19 protein-coding genes are annotated in these 17,842 nt (G+C 58.5%); 2 read left to right on the top strand and 17 right to left on the bottom strand.

Annotated features, from left to right (window positions below):
- The first annotated feature begins 88 nt into the window (after positions 1-88).
- Positions 89-535, top strand: a complete 447-nt coding sequence (locus EIH26_RS05790; protein ID WP_124061295.1) for a thioesterase family protein — start codon at positions 89-91, stop codon at positions 533-535.
- Between the two features lie 152 nt (positions 536-687).
- Here the strand turns inward: EIH26_RS05790 and EIH26_RS05785 are convergent, their stop codons facing one another.
- From EIH26_RS05785 to EIH26_RS05770, 4 genes are all read right to left on the bottom strand, one after another.
- The gene (locus tag EIH26_RS05785) at positions 688-1,284 is read right to left on the bottom strand and encodes a hypothetical protein (protein ID WP_124061294.1); all 597 of its coding nucleotides are present in this window, start codon (positions 1,282-1,284) and stop codon (positions 688-690) included.
- Positions 1,285-1,399: 115 nt separating this feature from the next.
- Positions 1,400-1,840 (bottom strand): dUTP diphosphatase, encoded by a 441-nt coding sequence (gene dut, locus EIH26_RS05780; protein ID WP_124061293.1) that lies wholly within the window; start codon positions 1,838-1,840, stop codon positions 1,400-1,402.
- Entirely contained in the window at positions 1,837-2,286 is a 450-nt protein-coding gene (nrdR, locus tag EIH26_RS05775; protein ID WP_124061292.1) for a transcriptional regulator NrdR, read from the bottom strand. The genes dut and nrdR overlap by 4 nt, the downstream gene beginning before the upstream one ends.
- 102 nt (positions 2,287-2,388) lie before the next feature.
- Entirely contained in the window at positions 2,389-2,775 is a 387-nt protein-coding gene (locus EIH26_RS05770) for a hypothetical protein (protein WP_124061291.1), read from the bottom strand.
- A gap of 104 nt (positions 2,776-2,879) precedes the next feature.
- On the opposite strand from EIH26_RS05770, the gene lexA reads away from it, so the two are divergent.
- On the top strand, positions 2,880-3,521 hold the full coding sequence (gene lexA / locus EIH26_RS05765; RefSeq protein WP_124061290.1) for a transcriptional repressor LexA: 642 nt from the start codon (positions 2,880-2,882) through the stop codon (positions 3,519-3,521).
- 88 nt (positions 3,522-3,609) lie between these two features.
- Here lexA and hflX read toward each other — a convergent pair whose 3' ends face one another.
- The 13 genes from hflX to EIH26_RS05700 all read right to left on the bottom strand — a co-directional run bounded on the left by hflX (position 3,610) and on the right by EIH26_RS05700 (position 17,828).
- Positions 3,610-4,923 (bottom strand): GTPase HflX, encoded by a 1,314-nt coding sequence (hflX, locus tag EIH26_RS05760; protein WP_124061289.1) that lies wholly within the window; start codon positions 4,921-4,923, stop codon positions 3,610-3,612.
- Positions 4,924-4,957: 34 nt separating this feature from the next.
- Positions 4,958-5,878 carry a diaminopimelate epimerase gene (gene dapF / locus EIH26_RS05755; RefSeq protein WP_206424681.1) on the bottom strand — a complete coding sequence of 307 codons (921 nt, stop codon included), beginning with the start codon at positions 5,876-5,878 and terminating at the stop codon, positions 4,958-4,960.
- A gap of 25 nt (positions 5,879-5,903) precedes the next feature.
- Complete coding sequence (miaA, locus tag EIH26_RS05750) at positions 5,904-6,836, bottom strand: tRNA (adenosine(37)-N6)-dimethylallyltransferase MiaA (RefSeq protein WP_124061288.1); 933 nt, start codon at positions 6,834-6,836, stop codon at positions 5,904-5,906.
- A gap of 18 nt (positions 6,837-6,854) precedes the next feature.
- Positions 6,855-8,237 carry a tRNA (N6-isopentenyl adenosine(37)-C2)-methylthiotransferase MiaB gene (gene miaB / locus EIH26_RS05745; protein WP_124061287.1) on the bottom strand — a complete coding sequence of 461 codons (1,383 nt, stop codon included), beginning with the start codon at positions 8,235-8,237 and terminating at the stop codon, positions 6,855-6,857.
- Positions 8,238-8,282: 45 nt separating this feature from the next.
- Positions 8,283-8,600: a stage V sporulation protein S gene (locus EIH26_RS05740; protein WP_124061286.1), complete on the bottom strand. Its 318-nt coding sequence runs from the start codon at positions 8,598-8,600 to the stop codon at positions 8,283-8,285.
- A gap of 173 nt (positions 8,601-8,773) precedes the next feature.
- Entirely contained in the window at positions 8,774-9,871 is a 1,098-nt protein-coding gene (locus tag EIH26_RS05735; protein WP_124061285.1) for an ATP-binding protein, read from the bottom strand.
- 1 nt (position 9,872) lies between these two features.
- Positions 9,873-11,429: a ribonuclease Y gene (gene rny / locus EIH26_RS05730; RefSeq protein WP_124061284.1), complete on the bottom strand. Its 1,557-nt coding sequence runs from the start codon at positions 11,427-11,429 to the stop codon at positions 9,873-9,875.
- Positions 11,430-11,624: 195 nt separating this feature from the next.
- Positions 11,625-12,188, bottom strand: coding sequence for a regulatory protein RecX (locus tag EIH26_RS05725; protein ID WP_124061283.1), 564 nt, complete (start codon positions 12,186-12,188; stop codon positions 11,625-11,627).
- A 2-nt stretch (positions 12,189-12,190) separates the two neighbouring features.
- On the bottom strand, positions 12,191-13,249 hold the full coding sequence (gene recA, locus EIH26_RS05720) for a recombinase RecA (protein ID WP_124061282.1): 1,059 nt from the start codon (positions 13,247-13,249) through the stop codon (positions 12,191-12,193).
- A gap of 252 nt (positions 13,250-13,501) precedes the next feature.
- A complete protein-coding gene (gene pgsA / locus EIH26_RS05715) occupies positions 13,502-14,680 on the bottom strand; it encodes a CDP-diacylglycerol--glycerol-3-phosphate 3-phosphatidyltransferase (RefSeq protein ID WP_124061281.1) in 1,179 nt (392 codons plus the stop codon).
- Positions 14,662-15,990: a 30S ribosomal protein S12 methylthiotransferase RimO gene (gene rimO / locus EIH26_RS05710; RefSeq protein ID WP_124061280.1), complete on the bottom strand. Its 1,329-nt coding sequence runs from the start codon at positions 15,988-15,990 to the stop codon at positions 14,662-14,664. The genes pgsA and rimO overlap by 19 nt, the downstream gene beginning before the upstream one ends.
- A gap of 30 nt (positions 15,991-16,020) precedes the next feature.
- Positions 16,021-16,518 (bottom strand): YajQ family cyclic di-GMP-binding protein, encoded by a 498-nt coding sequence (locus EIH26_RS05705; protein ID WP_124061279.1) that lies wholly within the window; start codon positions 16,516-16,518, stop codon positions 16,021-16,023.
- A gap of 23 nt (positions 16,519-16,541) precedes the next feature.
- Positions 16,542-17,828 carry a RodZ family helix-turn-helix domain-containing protein gene (locus EIH26_RS05700; protein ID WP_124061278.1) on the bottom strand — a complete coding sequence of 429 codons (1,287 nt, stop codon included), beginning with the start codon at positions 17,826-17,828 and terminating at the stop codon, positions 16,542-16,544.
- Positions 17,829-17,842: the final 14 nt, after the last annotated feature.

Here is a 17,842-nt window from a genome sequence, read left to right as displayed (position 1 = left end):
GTGGAATGATGGCAACCCGGCGCGCCACTCGGTCTGCCGTTTTGCCTCGGGAATATAATATCGGCGGAACTCATCAAAAGGAGAGGTTATGGTCAAGGTGGTCGAAGTCCCGATACGCTACGGGGAAACGGACTGCATGGGCGTCGTGTATCATGCGAACTATCCGCTGTACTTCGAAGACGCTCGCGAAAAATTTATTTCTGATCTGGGATTCCCTTATGCTGATCTGGAGCGTCAGAACATCATGGCCCCGGTAACGGAAATGCATCTGTCCTATTCGTCATCGTTGAGATACGGCGATACCGCCCTCATCAGAATCTGGGTATCCAAGCTGACGGCCGTGCGAATCACGTATTCTTACGAGATCTTCCGTAAAGGGATGGATCTTCGATTCGAGAAACCATGCGTAACGGGATTCACTACGTTATGCATGGTTGACGCCGAAACCTTCGAACCGCTTAACATGAGGAAATCCTGTCCGGAACTGTATGCGAAATACAAGGAAGCCGTCGAATGCGAGCTTGAAAGCGATTAGGCGGGCTCACTCGCTCTGACGCCGAAGCGGAGCAACTTGTGACAGACAGCAGGGCGGGTCGGCTCTCTTCAAGCCGACCCGCCCTTTGTCAAACCTCTTAGTTTACATAACATATATTATCAATCTTATATGGTGCCCAAGAGAAGAAGGCTTTAGCCCCATGTGGAGTTGCTGTCCGTACCGGTTCCCGCACCGTGGTCGGCCGATGAGTTGAGCGCTCGATCCTGGGGATTGAACGCAGCCGACAGGTCTCCGCTTTCAACCGCATCCATGATTACCGGAAACAGCACGATAGCCGCAACCAAGTTGATAACAAGCGCTATTCCTGAAATCCCTATACCGACTGCCGCCTGGCGCTTCAGCAGCTTTCCCACGAGCGGCTTTTCAGGATGACTATCACCGACGCGTTTGAACTTCACAAACGATATGATTCCGCACACCATACCGACCCCGCTCAGCAAAATACCGCCGATGAACAAGGATATCGGTCCGGCGATATTCGCAATCGCAAGCAGCGTCCGTCCGCTCTTTACCTGAGCGCGCTCTTCGTCGGTGGCGCGAAACGACAGCCCGTTCATAAGCAGGTTTTCCAAACCATCCTGCACGCGCCGATCGAACATCCTCTGAGCCTTGTCGCGATCACTCTCGTCGTATCCTTTGGGAGGCTCCGGAGCACCCTGCTCGCGCTGATCGCCCCCCGCTTCGTCATGCAGGTGATCTTCAGTATCTTCGTTCTTCTTTTCAGTCATACGTTTCCTATAGTTTGAACTGGTGAAATGCTATGTAAAGCTCTCAGATCGATTCTGAGGGCCTATATTTGAGAAATCGAAGAACCCCTACCGATTTGACATCGGATCGAGCACCTTAAACTCCGCTGCTGCCGAACCCGCCGACACCGCGCTCTGAAGAAGGCAGCTCGTCGCAAGGAGCCAACGTAACGATCGGCGTGGCCAAAATAGTGAGTTGGGCAATACGATCGCCGCGCTCGACCTTGAACTCGTTTTCGGCATCGGTATTGAGCAGTGCAACCTTCAGCTCTCCTCGATACCCGCTGTCAACGAGCCCGGGGGCATTCACGATGGAAATACCGTGCTTTGCAGCCAACCCGCTTCGGGGCAGAACGAAACCCGCATATCCCTCGGGGATGGCAACAGCCAAGCCGGTTCTCACAAGCTTGCGTTCGAACGGCTTCAAAACCGCGTTTTCCGCTGCGCGCAGATCCAATCCTGCATCACCCGGATAAGCATACGAAGGAAGCTCGATCGAAGGATCCAACTTCATGATTTTCAGTTCGACACCGGTCATTTGTTCAACTCCTCAAGCGCTTCGGCGAATTCCTCAACGCTGTTGAAATGCTTGTATACACTCGCAAAACGGACATAGGCAACATCGTCGAGCTTAGCGAGACGGTCCATGATCATCGAACCAAGGTCCTTCGAATACACATCCGTTTTTGATTCGGATCTCAACGTCGATTCCATGTTATCGACCAAGCTCTCGATCTGCTCGGGAGAGATGGGGCGTTTGGCACAGGCGATCAAAAGACCCCTCATCAGCTTATCTCGATCGTACGCTTCAGACGAGCCGTCGGATTTAATCACCATAAACGACGTATCTATCAGGCGTTCGTAGGTGGTGAACCGATTGCCGCACTTAAGGCATTCGCGTCGGCGACGAATCGAAGTCCCATCGTCGGAAGGACGCGAATCCACAACCTTCGATTCAAGATTTCCACATGCTGAACAGCGCATATCGCTCCTTTGCTTCGGTTGGACTAGAGTACCACGCAACGAGCGCTTCGTGCTCGAGGGACCGTCAAGCCCATACAGAGCGCAGGAGGTCGAACATGAGCTTTAGATGCCGAAAAACATACCGATCGACATGAGTGCGACCAACCCGGCACCGAACAGCAGAGACTGATACTTGGTTAGCAGGCCGAACGATATTCCGCGAGCATCCTCGTAAGCGATGCTGCACACGGCATCGCTGCAACCGAGCGCAGTCGTATTCAGCAGGTCGTCAACAACCGACATCGACCCATGAGAAACCGTGGGTTCCACAAGGTGCGACGACCGCTCGAAAGAAACCCGGTACCTGCGGCTGTATCGGGAATCGGCTTCACCATGTTCGGCTTGATGCCTTATGTCGTCAAACGAAATGATCTTTCCGGGACGAACCCCCTGAAGCTGCAAAGCCGAAGTTCCCACCACCGGACAGCGCTTGGAATCTTTGACGTTCATACGGTGCCTTTCGCTTGCATAGAACCTTTGTTCGTGTTTATAATAAATCGAACAAAGGTTCTTGTCAAAGATTTTTCAAACAAATGTTCGTGTTTGGAGGAAGCATGTCCGAGAAACTTACCAAGAAACAGCGTGCGGTGCTCGATTGCATCGAAGCATGCATACGTGAAAAGGGATACGGCCCCACGGTGCGGGAGATCTGCGCCGCACTCGACCTCTCCTCCCCCTCCACCGTCCATGTCCACCTCGGAGCGCTTGAGCAGAAGGGCTATATCGAGCGCGATCCCCTGAAGTCGCGTTCGATAACACTCACGCATCCGTGTGAAGAGCAGCTCGTCGAACCGACGAACATCATCGCTCCGCGGTTCGGCAATGCGGTTGAGATTCCCTTGGTCGGCAACGTCGCCGCCGGTGAGCCTATCTTTGCGGAAGAGAACATAACGGATACCATGACGCTTCCCACCGAGATAGTCGGAGACTCACCGTCGTTCATGCTTTCAGTGCGCGGAGAATCCATGATCGAAGCCGGAATAAACGACGGGGATTACGTCGTGGTGAAAGAGCAGAAGGTCGCCAACAACGGAGAGATCATCGTAGCCCTCATCGAAGATGGCGCAACCGTGAAGCGCTTCTACAAAGAGCGCGATCACATCCGCCTCCAACCGGAAAACTCCTCCATGGAACCTATCATCACCCGCGACTGCACGATCGTAGGAAAAGTGGTTGCGGTTTTCAGAAGAATCTAAGGTTTGATTAATATCAACCATCATCAACGTAAGGTATTAACCAAAAGAATATATAGTTTAAACCGCAGGTAGTACGAAAGAGGTCCAATTAGCTTTCACGAATACTATGAGGGTAAAAGAACCGCTCGTACGCAGGGGGCACAAACAGCGAGAGCTGCGTACCCTGCTCGGTGTAATCTTCGGATACGACACGGCAGCGCTCGTGAGCGAGAGAAACCAACTCTCCGCATGAATACGGAATCTCGACCTCGAGCAGAACCTCGTTGGAAGATGCTGCATGCGACACCACCGCCAGCAGATCGTCTATCCCCTCGCCGGTTGCAGCCGAGATAAACACACCTTCCGAATAGCGTTTGTTGAAAGCTCCGAGCGTTGTCTCGCTCAACGCATCCGTTTTGTTGAACACGAGAAGACGAGGGATCCGCTCGGCCCCTATTTGGCCAAGCACCTCGTTCACCGCTTCGATATGAAATGCCAGCTCCTCGCTTGAAGCATCCACCACATGCAAGATCAGATCCGCTCCGTTGATCTCGTCAAGCGTAGATTTAAACGACTCTACAAGAGTGGTTGGAAGCTTCTTGATGAACCCGACGGTATCCGTGAGGGTAATAACGCGCCCTTCGGGCAGCGCGAAGCGTCTCGTAGTAGAGTCGAGGGTGGCGAACAGCTTGTCGTCGCTGTACACGCCCGCACCGGTCAAGCGATTGATGAGCGTGGACTTTCCCGCGTTCGTATAACCCGCGATAGCCACCTTGAACACGCCGGCGCTATAGCGCTCCTCCCTCTGCACGCAGCGAACGCTTTTCACATGCTCGAGCTCGCGCTTGATCGATGTGATGCGTTTGCGCACCATACGGCGGTCCACCTCGAGCTGGCTCTCCCCCTCCCCGAAACGCGACCCCACACCGCCGCCCATGCGGTTGGATGCGAGATGCGCCCACATACCCCGCAAACGGGGAAGAAGGTACTGGTTCTGAGCCAACTTCACCTGCAGACGGCCTTCCTTCGTCGTTGCATGCAACGCGAAGATGTCGAGGATCAGCGCCGTGCGGTCGAGCACCTTGATCGATTTGTCGAAACCCTTCTCGAGGTTAGCCTGTTGAGATGGGGAAAGTTCATCGTCGAACACCACGATATCGGCATCCAGCGCACGAACGGCCTCAGCTATCTCCGCTACCTTTCCCGAACCGATAAGCGTGCGCGGATTAGGCTTGGCCAGACGCTGGGTGAACGAGGCGACCACGTCCGCTCCCGCCGTATCCACCAAACGCGTCAGCTCTTGAAGCGACGAATCGATCGGCCAGTCAAGACCGGGACGGTCCACGCCGACGACAACCGCGCGCTCACGCGGCGCCTCGACGATCGTCGCCCCCTTGACGGTCACTCCCTCGAATCGATCCAAGCGCACCTCCGCGTTCGCACCCTGGCTTGAGAGCCTAGAGCTCGATATCCCCTTCGAAAACCTGAGCGGCGGGACCGGTCATACGCACCCGCCCATCTTCGGCGTACTCGATATGGAGCGTACCGCCCAGAAGCTTCACCTCGTTCACGCGGCCTGACCGCCCCGTGATGAACGCCGCAACGCCCACCGCGCAAGCGCCCGTTCCGCAAGCGAGCGTTTCGGCTACCCCGCGCTCGTACACGCGCATGGCCAGATGATCTGCTTCGACGCTGACGAACTCGATGTTGGCCTTCTCGGGAAACGCGGCATGGGATTCGAAGAACGACCCCACTTTGTCAACGTCGAGCGTAGCGAGGGATTTGCTGGCCGGATCGGTGAACGCCCCGTCTCGAAGGGCATCCCAGTCCTCGATGAACGCGACCGCATGGGGATTGCCCATGGACACGCATGTGAACCTGAAGTCACCGAAAGGAGATTTAAGCGTGACGTCGCCGGCGAACGCGCAACCGTTCTCGGCGGTATCCGTAGCCGCAAGCACCGTGGGCACGCAAGCCGGCTCGAGAACGGGTGCGCCCATATCGACGGTGGCAACCCGCATCGTTGCATCTTCGTCGCAGGCGAACTCGATGGGTTTAGGGCCTGAAAGCGTGTCGATGACGGTTGTCGCGGCAGATCGATCGACCAGACCCCGATCGACAATCCATTTCGCCGTACAGCGAACGCCGTTCCCGCACATCTGGGCAAGCGTGCCGTCGGCGTTAATGTAGTGCATGAAACCCGAAGCGCCCTCGGTCGTTGCGGGACGAACCAAGATAACGCCGTCCGCACCGATGCCGAAATGACGATCGCACAAGAAAGCGACCTGCTCAGGCGTAAGGTTGAGAGCCTCGTCGAGATCATCGATCATGACGAAGTCGTTTCCGGCTCCGTGAAGCTTGGCGAAATGCAGTTTCATGACGGCCCTTTCTCGGTCTACCCGTTCATGCAAGTGTATCAAGCCTGTTCGATATGAACTCGCAGGCAGCATCGCTATTCATGGAATCGTAATCGATCCATAAGATCCGAACGTCCCTATTGAACCACGTGCGCTGACGCTTGGCGTACCGGCGGGTTGCCGTCTTGATCTGGTCAAGCGCCTCGTCCAACGACGCACGCCCCTCCAGATGCTCGACGATCTCTTTGTAGCCGATCGCTTGAGGCGCGGTAATGCCTTCGCGAAATCCCTGGTCAAGAAGGTATTTCACCTCGCTTACCAAACCCTGTTCGGCCATCTGGTCAACCCGAGCATCGATGCGCTTCCGCAAGATGTCGGGAGTCACCCGCAACCCGAACATCACCGCAGGAAACTTCTGCGGTATCGAAGCCAGCTTCTTTTTCTGATGCGCGTACGAGGTGCCGTCCCCGATGAGCTCGAAGGCCCGCACAACGCGTTTGACATCGTTTTCGGGGATGATCGATGCGCTTGCCGGATCGACCCGGTAAAGTTCTTCCCACAACCCGTGGGCGCCGACGTCGCGAAACATCGCAAGGTAACGATCGCGGATGGGATTGCCGATCTGCTCGCCCTCGGGAAACTCGTAATCGTCAATGGCCGCACGCACGTAGAAACCGGTTCCCCCGCACAGAACGGGAATGAGCCCGCGCGACTGAATCTGCCCAATAGCCGCGCGAGAATCGCGCTGGAACAAAGCCGCCGAATAAGGTTCTCCCGGATCGACCAAATCGAGGCAGTGATGGGCGACCATGCGCTCGTGCGGGCGAACCTTGCCGGTTCCGATATCCATGCCCCGATACACCTGCATGGAATCGGCGCTGACCACCTCTCCCCCTTTGGAGACGCACAGCGCCTGCGCAAGCGATGACTTACCCGACCCCGTCGGTCCGACGATGCACACGACATGCTTGTCATTCATGGGCACCCTCCCGCGTGCTTAACGGGCCGCTTGGCAGCCTTTGACAACGGCGCCGCGCAAATACCACGTTCGCGCCTCCTCGATGCGCACCGTCACCATGTTCCCGATAAGGTCCGCCGCGCGAACACCTTCCGGAATAGGCGCGTGCACCGTTTGGTTTTTGGGGCTTTTACCCACCAGGACGGAATCGTCGCGCTTGGAGGTTCCTTCGACCAGAACCTCGACTTCGGCGCCGAGATCTACCTGATTGGCCTTGAAGGCGCTTTCCTGGACGGCTCCCACCAAACGGTCGAAGCGCTCCTGAATAACCGAACGGGGCGTTTCATCGTTCCATTTCGCAGCGGGCGTTCCCTCGCGCTTCGAGTAGATGAAGGTGAACACCTGACTGTATCCCACGCTGGAAACAAGGTCGAACGTCGCCTCGAAATCCTCGGCCGTCTCTCCGGGAAAACCGACGATGATATCGGTCGAAAGCGCGATATCGGGACGGACCGCGCGCACCTTGTCGATAAGCGACCGATAATGCTCGACCGTGTACTTTCGGTTCATGCGCTTCAAAACGTCATTCGAGCCCGACTGGGCCGGAAGGTGCAGATACGGCATCAGGCAAGGAAGCTTGCCGAAAAGCGCAATAACCTCATCGGTGAGGTCTTTCGGGTGACTTGTCGCGAATCGCAATCGCTCGATGCCCGTCGCGGCCACCGCTTCGATAGCCTCCGCGAACCGCGGCTCGCCGTACAGGTCGCGACCGTATGAGTTGACGTTCTGTCCAAGCAAGGTGATCTCGCGCACGCCCGAAGCCACGTAGCCTTCGGCCTCTTTGACGATGTCTTCGATGGCACGCGAGCGCTCCCGCCCGCGAACATGGGGCACGATGCAGTACGTGCAGAAGTTGTCGCAGCCCACCGTGATGGGAAGCCAGGCCGCCCAGGAATGCTCGCGGTCGGTGGGAAGCTCGGAGGAGAACTCGGAGGACGCCTCCATCACCTCTGCGTAACGGCCCCCTTTCCCATATGCATCCATAAGCAGCGCGGGCAGCGACGAGAGATTCTGCGTTCCGAACACAACGTTGAGGTTCGGAAGGTTCTCGAACAGTTTCTCGCCATCGCGTTGCCCGATGCAGCCGCCCACCGCCACCAAACGCTGATCGAGCGGAGAATTCGATCGCACAGGAAGATTCTTCATCGAAGCCACCTGACCGAACAGGCGCGTATCGGCCGCCTCGCGCACGCAGCACGTCATGAAGACCACCACGTCGGCCTCCTCGATAGAGTCGACCGACTCGGCACCCATGCTCTCCAGCATGCCGTACACGCGCTCGGAATCGTGCTTGTTCATCTGGCAACCATAGGTTTGGACGTGGAACTTCAGATCCATAAAGGGAGCTTGGGTGGAAATCATAAAGAGAAACCTCGCGTAACGATCGGAGGAAAAGCGGTGTCGGTGCTATTCCGCGGAAATGTCGGTGACGCCGTGCACCGCATGCGCGACAATCGAAAAATGGATAGCGGTCCGGTACTCGTTGTCGATGACGATATCGGCGAACGAGGGAATGCAGGCAACCTCGATGCCGATAGGCGAAAGAAAGCCACGCGCAATGGCAATGGCCTTGACCGCCTGGTTCACGGCTCCCGCGCCGACGGCTTGCATCTCGACGGGAACGCCGTCTTTCACCATTCCGGCTATGGCTCCGGCCACCGAAGCCGGAGACGACTTCGAGGAAACCTTCAGACAGCTTCCAACCTGCATTTCTTCAAATGGCATAGTACGATTACCTTAGATTTGCTCGTGCGTTTGCTTTGAATTGACTTCGCCGTGTATAGCCTTTGCATTTTACCTTAACTTGCTGCGCATCTCGGTTAAAACAGCTCATGGCGCACATGAGATTCGCAGCATACGCACTGGTGGAGCGCGTTTCTCAACTCGATCGGAAAACGTTACCGGACGTCGTCTCGCCCCACAAGCGGAATGGAGACCACCACGCGACCCCGCTCGATGCGAACAGAGGGCTCGATATCGCCCGAAAGGTAGTATTTGTCCGCAAAACCGGCGAACGCCCGTCGGGTGGATTGCTTCAGGGAGTCGATATCAACCTGATCGAGCGACAGAGACGGCCCGTGAACAGAGCTTGATCGGCAAGCCTCCCTTTTAGGCTTTGCCGGCTGCCCCTCGGATTCGATCACGATTGCGTCGAGCAGATCGGGGGCCGAGTCTATTTCCCCGTCCAAAATACGCCGTGCAGAACGCTGCGATATGTCCAACCCCAGACCCGATGCCAGTGAAACGAAGTCGGCGGGATCCTGAGCCGTCGCAAGGCGCTTCGCAAGCGGAAGCCGGGCGGTATCGGAGCAAAACATGCGATCGATATCGGATAGCGAAGCGCACCCGTATTCATACAGGGCCGCGGCAACCTCGGTTGGGGAACCCACCTTCACGCGACAGGAAGCGCGCGCTTCGATCGCGAACTCGAAACAGCAGCGCACGATGTTGCGGGGCCCCCTGACCGAAACCTCGTTGCCCTCCCCTTTGACGAACCGGGGAAACGTTGACTGATCCTTTCTCTCGCCGATCTTCCCCAGATCCGTGACGACCTTGACAGACGTCCCCAAACCGGGAAGCGAATCTTTGACGAAGGCTTGCTCGGCGTTTTCGGAAATGGAGAACAGAGCCATACCCCGCCCGTGTATCCCCCACTTATCGAGACGCGAGCTATCGAGCTTCGAGGTCACACGCGAATCGAACACGCGTTGGTGCATCGAGGGCGGAATGCCGTCCCCGTCATCGACCACCGTGAACGAACGGGTGCTTCCCTCTCGGGACGAAGCGACGAAGATCTGGGAAGCACGTGCATCGCGCGCATTGCGCATAAGCTCGATGACGATGTCTTCGGAGGATCGAATATCCTGGATCGCCTGACGACGCTCCGCTTCAGAGGTTCTCAAACGAACGAACCCACCCCCGAGATCTTCCTCGACTCGGAGGTGGGCATCGCCCGAAACGCGCTCTACGAAACCGATGAGGGAATCGCCGTCCATATTACTTGGCAAGGCCGATCGCGCGCGACTCTCTGATCACGACCACCTTGACCTGGCCGGGGTACTGCAACTCGTTTTCGATGCGGTTCGCGATATCGTGTGCGAGAACGACCGTCTTCGCCTCGTCCACCTTATCCGGCTCTACCATGACGCGCACTTCGCGACCTGCCTGGATAGCATAGGTACGCTCCACACCTTCGTAAGAGCTGGCGATCTCTTCGAGTTTTTCCAGACGCTTGACGTAGGCGTCGAGCGTCTCCTTACGCGCACCCGGACGGGCGGCGGATACCGCATCGGCAGCCTGCACCAGCACATCGAGAACGCTGTTGGGCTCGATGTCGTTGTGATGCGCCTCGATCGCATGGACGATATGCTCTTTCTCGCCGAAACGACGGGCGAGATCGGCCCCCAGAACGGCGTGGCTGCCCTCAAGTTCGCGGTCGATAGCTTTTCCGACATCGTGCAAAAGACCGGCGCGGCGGGCTGGAATGGGATCAAGCCCCAGCTCGGAAGCCATCATTCCGCACAGATAAGACACCTCGAGCGAGTGGTTCAGCACGTTTTGGCCGTACGACGTGCGGTAACGCAGCTTGCCCAGGGTTTTGACAAGCTCAGGATGCAGATCGTGGATGCCCACATCGAACACCGCCTGCTCGCCGGCCTCGCGTACGCGCTGGCTCACCAGAGCCTCGGCCTTGTTGTGCATCTCCTCGATGCGCGCAGGATGAATGCGCCCGTCGGCGATAAGGTTTTCCATCGTAACCTTGCCGATTTCACGGCGAACCGGTTCGAAGCACGAAATGGTAACGCACTCGGGGGTATCGTCAATGATGAGATTCGTTCCCGTAAGCTGCTCGAACGCACGGATGTTACGACCTTCTCGACCGATGATGCGTCCTTTGAGCTCGTCAGAGGGGATATGAATGGTGGAAACCGTGTTCTCAACCGTATGATCGGCCGCTAGGCGCTGGATCGCGAGGCTGAGGATATTGCGGGCCCGCTTGTCGGCTTCCGCCTTAGTACGGGCCTCCGAATCGCGGATGATGGTTGCGCTTTCGTGGGCAACCTCGTCGCGAAGCGAATCGAGCAGCTCCTCTTTGGCTTCATCCGGCGTCATGCCGGCAACGGCCACGAGACGCCGTCCGACTTCGGTTTCGGCAGCTTCCAGATCGCGCTGGCGCTTCTCGACCTGGCCCTGCATCGACGACAGCTGATGCTCTCGGCTGTCAAGGGATTCGGTGCGGCGATCAAGCGATTCTTCACGCTGCGCAACGCGGCTCTCCGCGGCGCGCACCTCGCTCTGGCGTTCCTTGCGCTCCTGCTCGATTTCAGCTCGAAGTTTCAGCGCTTCGTCTTTCGCTTCCACCTCGACTTGGCGCTTAAACGTTTCCGCCTGCAGTTTGATGTTTTCTGCCTGACGCTTCGCACCTGCGACGATATCTTCGGCCTCCCGCTCTTGCCGCTTCAGGGCAGCCGCAGCCAACTGGCGCGCAACCAAGAAACCAAGAGCGAGACCCGCTGCGATGCAGACTATCGCTACAAGAATGGTAACAAGCATCTCAACCCTCCCGCTGTTCGTTTGAATTCATTGTCGTTTAGGGTGCGGCCAAAGGCCGCCAAGAGAGTTAGATGCTCTTAAGGCGATAGATCTATTCGATTAACTATTCAAAAACCCGTTAAGGGCAAATAATCTCATGCAGTTACATAATACTGGCAAACGCACGTTTTCGGAAGCTGAAAGACGGCGTTTCAGCTAATTATCCCGCAATTGGGAAAAAGCGAACACACGAGCGGCCTCCGATGCAACGCCGCTGGAAAACCCTTTACCCACAAGCTTTCGATATGCGGCCTCTCGCTTGTTCTTGGCCGCGGGAGGCTTTCTTTCGAGCAAGCATAAAGCGCGATCGAGTTCGCTTCGCCCATCGGTGAAATAATCGTCGGGCCAGCCGGAAACCGAATCGACATCGATGCCCTGGTCTGCAAGCTCGCGCTCGATACCCGCCTTTCCCCTTCCCTGGGACACGCGGCTGCGAATAAGCACATCGGCGAATCGCGCATCGTCGAGGATGCCGGCGCTTCGGGCCCTGTCAACCGCCTGATCAATGGCGGCCTCTGAAAAACCTGCCTCGGAAAGACGTTTGCGCACATCGGCTTCCGACCGATCTCGACTGGACACCGTGCGAAGCAGCCGCGCAAACGCATCGGCGACCGATGATGTCGCAGGCGATGGATCGCCCTCTTCCATCGACCCGCGCCTGTCGGCAATGATCGAGTCCATGCGGCTTTGCATGGACTCGATGACCTCGCGCCTCGCCATGGTTAGCGCTTCTTGGTGGGTTTCGGCTGAGGCTTCATTTCATTCGTGGAATCTTCGCTCACCACGATGACGGGAATGTCGAACGATACGCGCACCTTGGTTTCGATCTCGTCGCGCAGATCGGGGTTCGCACGCAGCGTTTCCTTCGCAGCCTCGCGGCCTTGACCCAATCGCTCTTCGCCATAGGTGTACCAAGCCCCGCTTTTCTTGGCCACGCCGGCTTCAACCGCCATGTCGAGAACGCATCCTTCTTTTGAAATGCCCTCCCCGTACATAATGTCGAACTCGGCTTGCCTGAAGGGAGGAGCCACCTTGTTCTTGACGACCTTCGCCCTGACGTGGTTGCCCACCACGTCGCTGCCCTTCTTGATGGTCTCAATGCGTCGTATGTCGATGCGGACGCTGGAGAAGAACTTGAGGGCGCGCCCGCCCGGAGTGGTTTCGGGGCTTCCGAACATGACGCCGATCTTCTCGCGCAGCTGGTTGATGAAGATGCACGTAGTGTTCGACTTGGAAAGCGACCCCGCGAGCTTCCTCAGCGCCTGGGACATCAGCCGGGCCTGAAGGCCGACCGTGGAATCGCCGATCTCCCCTTCGATCTCGGCGCGCGGAACGAGCGCCGCGACCGAGTCGACCACCACGCAGTCGATGGCGCCCGACCGGACCAGCATATCGCAGATCTCAAGCGCCTGCTCGCCGGTATCGGGCTGCGCGATGAGCAGCTCGTCCACATCGACTCCCAAACGCGCCGCATAAACGGGATCGAGCGCATGTTCGGCGTCGATGAAGGCCACGATGCCGCCCAGCGCCTGGGCCTCGGCGAGTATCTGCAGGGCAAGCGTGGTCTTGCCGCTGGATTCGGGACCGTACACCTCCACGATGCGCCCGCGCGGCACGCCGCCGATACCCAGCGCGGCATCCAAGGAAAGCGCACCTGTGGGAATCGCCCCAAGCGTAAGATCTTTTTCGCTTTCACCCAGCTTCATGATGGCATGTTTGCCGAACTTCGACTCGATCTGATCCGTGGTCAGCTTGACCATCTTCTCTTTTTCTTCGCTCATACGCACACCTTCTCTTCGCGACACGGCGATCATTATTACTCGAACATTTGTTTGCGTCAATCCCGCAATCGGATCTGCGCTGGAAGTTTGATGGAAAGATCAAGCGGACAGCCAACCAAAAGCCGACGAAACGCAAACGAGAAGCCGTCGGAACCAAACCCGAAAATCCCGCTTTTCCCGACTAGGAAACATGGTAAGTCGCGCACGTTCGGCAAAACGCCAAGCAAAGTACGCGTCATCCCAACGAAACCCCTACGCGGTCTCCTTCAGTTTCGCCAGAAGAGCCGAAAGCGCTGCGGCAACGGTCTGTTCGCGCACCTCATCGCGATCGCCCTGGAAATGGAATTCAAAGCTTTTGACGCCCCGATCGGAAGCGAGGCCCATCCAAACGGTGCCCACGGGCTTTCCGGGCTCGGCCCCCGTAGGACCCGCGATGCCGGTAACGGCCACGGCGAGGTTCACTCCCAGCTGTTCCCGAGCGCCCTGCGCCATCTGCTCGGCGCAGCGGCGCGAAACGGCTCCGTCGGTTTCCAACACGTGCTCTTCGACCCCGAGCACCGCGTGCTTCACCTCGTCAACGTAGCTGACCACCGATCCTTTGACCACCGACGACGAGCCGGGAACCGAAGTGAGCGCGCCGGCGATCAAACCGCCCGTGAGGCTTTCCGCCGTACCGACGGTCCTTCCCTGCACGCGCGCATGCTCGACGATGGACGAGGCCAGCTCCTCGATGCTTGCCGGCACCGCCTCGTCGTCCCCTCTGCAGTTCTTCTTTCGATGAAACGACGACAATCCGATGATATCGCGGGCCTTGGCAACGTAATCGATCATCGATCCGACGGTCAGAACCAGGGCGATGATCATGACAACCCAGCTGATGCACCACATGCTGTCGGAAAGCGCGCTGGACACGAATCGAATCAGGTCGGAATCCTCGACGGTGAACAGAACGATCGCAGCCATCTGAAACACGGTTTTGAACTTCCCGATGTAGCTAGCGGCGATAACGACTCCCTCGCTTGCAGCCATCATCCTCACACCCGAAACGATGAACTCGCGCGTTAGGATAATCAGAACCACCCAGGTCGGCAAGGCATCGAGCTCGATCAGGGCCAGCAGCGCCGCAGCCACGAGGATCTTGTCGGCAAGCGGGTCCATGAACTTGCCGAAGTTCGTCACTTCGTTTCGGCTGCGCGCAAGATAGCCGTCAAGCCAGTCGGTGGCCGAGATGGCGATGAACACGCCGGCCGCAAGCAGGCGCTGGGCGTCAACGGTGACCGCGGCCACGTTGAGCCACTCGGGCCAGGGGCTGAGCAGAACCAGAACGAACACCGGAACCAGCGCGATCCTCACCACGGTCACAACGTTGGCAGGCGTGAGAACGGCCTCGGGGCTTACCTGGGGTGCCTTCGCTACAGAACGTCGTTGCACGGCGACACGCTTCCTTCCATCTCGTAGAGCAGCGTTTCATCGATAAGCGCCTCGACGATCTCTCCCACGCTTCCCGCATCGAGATAGGTTACGCCGTCGACATCGGGGGCTTGGCACATCGCGCGACCGAACACCTGGCCATCATCCTCTTCCCCGCACACAAGCACCTTGCGCACGCTTCCGACGCGCTCGGAGATGCGGGCGGCGCATACCGCGTCGGCCAGCTCGCGCAAGCGCTGGGCGCGGTCGAGCTTCTCGTCCTCGTCGATTTGGCCGGGCAGCTCGAACGCATGCGTGCCCTCTTCGCGCGAATAGGGGAAAACTCCGATGTAGTCGAAATCGCACTCGGACACGTAGTCCAAAAGCTCTTCGAACTCCTCTTCGGTTTCACCGGGAAAACCCGCGATGAACGTCGTGCGCAAGGCGGCATCCGGAATGCGCGCGCGAATACGCCGAGTAAGGCGATCGAACTCCCCGATCGATCCCTTGCGCCGCATAAGCTTCAGCAAACGAGGGTTAACGTGCTGAAACGGTATGTCGAAGTAATCGCATACGTTGTCGTGAGATGCGATGGCCTCGATCAGCTCGTCGGTAACGCCCTCGGGCTGAATGTACATCAACCGAAGCCAGGTATCGGGGAAGCGCTCGGCAAGATCTCCCACGAGCTGCGCGAGCGTCCGAGGCTCCTCGAAGTCGTCTCCCCACCGGCCGGTATCCTGGGCGATCAGCACGATCTCGCGCGAGCCGCGCCGAACCAGATCGTCGATTCGAGATTCGATCTCGTCGTATCCGAAGCTGCGATAGCGACCGCGGATATAGGGAATGGAGCAAAACGAGCAGAAACGATTGCAGCCATCCGATATCTTGACATACGAAGACACGGGTGCAGGATCCGCCTCCCGCCCCAACTCGACACCGGAGCAGCCAAGCTCCGAGCGATCCAGATCGAACAGGTCGTCCACGATCGCCACGATGTCGTCTTCCTTCGAGCACGGAACGAAAGCGCCGGCCTCCGTGATCTCGGAAGCAAGGTCGTCCCCGTATCGCGCCGGCATGCAACCCGACACCACAAGGTGCGCGCGGCCGCTTCTCACGCTGTCGAAATCCGCGACGTCGAGAATCGCCTCGATGCTCTCCTCGGTGGCCGCCTGTATGAACGAGCAGGTGTTCACGATGACGGCATCGGCCGCTTCGGGGTCTTCGGAGATGGAATAGCCCGCCTTGATCAGGTGAGATCGCATACGAGAGGTATCCACCTCGTTTTTCGCGCATCCCATGGTGATGAACGAGACGGATCTAGCCGTTTCCATGCGTTGTGATTGCTGCATGTGCGAACGGGCCTAGCGGTAGTTGTTGAACTGGAGGGGCTGGCCGTAATCCTTCGACTTGACGAAGGCGATCACGTCTTGCAGCACATCGCGCGACGCCGAGCTGACGCGCAGCTTGTCGCCATCGATGGTCACCTTGGCCTTGAACTTCTGGACCTTGATGTCCTTGTTGATGCGGCTCGCCGTCTCTTTGTCGATGCCCTCGACGATGGAAGCGGCCCTCACCACGGTGGAGCCCGCAGCGGCCTGGGGCGCTCCCCACTTGACCGCAGCCAGATCGATCCCCCGCTTGACCAGCTTAGAGGAAACGACGTCGATCACCTGACCGGCCACGAAATCGCTGGGAGCGTGAACCGTCATGGTCTTGCCGCTCTTGTCGAAAGCGACCGTCGCACCCGAATCCTTGAGGTCGTAGCGCTGCGCAAGCTCCTTTTTCGTCTGCTGGAAAGCGTTATCGACCTCCTGGATATCGACCGTGGACACGATATCGAAACTGGATTCCTTTGCCATGTGAACAAACCTCTCTCTAAAAGCTAGTGGGAAGCGGGCGCCTGCGCACCCGACGAATTCTGCTGAACCACCGCCGCCACCGATCCGCTGGTCGGAGCCGATGTGGCCGACGCGGCCCCGTTGCCCGAAGACTGAGCGGTCGATCCGCCTGCCGCAGCGCCCTTCGATCCGGTCGAGCCGGCCGAACCGTTCGTCGATGCTGCGGTGGAAGACGACGGGGTCGCGATGCCGTGCGCCTTGTTCCACTCTTCGAGGATCTGGGGGAAATTCACGGTATAGGAGTACATGCCGTTGTAGTTCGGATCGGAAGCGAGGCTAACCTCCTTGCCATCAACCGTGAGCTTGAGGGCGTCGGCCGCCCACGTGGTGATCACCCACGTGCCCGTCACCGACACGTTCTGGGAGGTGGGCCCTATGAGCGTCTGCGCGTTTTCCAGCTTCCCGTCAACATAGGTCTCGATGTAGCAGGCCTGCCCGGCCCCTTCGACCGCATAGGAGACCGACACGCTGGTAGGAGCCGTCTCGACGGGGGCTGGCGCCGGTGCGGCGGTATCAGACGAGCTCTCGTCCTCGCCGGTCGTATCGCTGATGCCCGTGATGGGCAAGGTATCCACCGCAGCATTCGATGCGGACTTGTGTCCGAACAGCATGACCAGGATGACTATGATCACCGCAAGCGCCACGACGCCGCCAATGACGAAGGGCAGACGCGAATGGAGCGCGCCCTGAACGGCGGGGCTCGATACCAGGTTGGTATACGAATTGGGCACCGCCTTATGGTTCGTCGCGCGCGGGGTGCGCGAACGCGAAGCCGGGAACCCGTAATCGTCGTCGTATTCCGGCGCACTGCGGCGGGTCCGGCGAACCGCGCCGTTCAAGCCGTAATCCGCGCGGGCGAACTCGGTGCGATCGTCGTACAGGTCGCGTCCCAGAGCGCTGCGCCGGCGTTCGGGCTCGGACGAAAACCCGTCGTCATCCCTCCGCGCACGCCGAGATGACCTGCGGTTCTCGGGAGAGCTCATATCGAACCTGCGGCCCGTCGACGAAGTGCGCGCCCGCTCGACCTGGTTGGCGTAGGCTTCCTCGAGGTACTGGTTCACGATATCGGTGGGGTTCAGCCCCAAAAGCCGCGCATAGGCGTTGACCATGTTGCGCGTATAGCCGCGCGGGGGCATCACCGAGAAGTCACCGCCCTCGATAGAACGCAGGATATCGGCGCGGATGCGCAAACGACGGGCCACTGTGGCGAGGTCGAGCCCCTGGCGCTCGCGCGCTTCGCGCAGCACGGCTCCGGAAGATTTCTTCGACACGGTTCAACGCTCCT

The sequence above is a fragment of the Gordonibacter sp. Marseille-P4307 genome, from assembly GCF_900604965.1.
Lineage (GTDB): Bacteria > Actinomycetota > Coriobacteriia > Coriobacteriales > Eggerthellaceae > Berryella.
The sequence above is the reverse complement of the archived record's forward strand: the minus strand, read 5'-3'. Positions and strand labels throughout refer to the sequence as shown.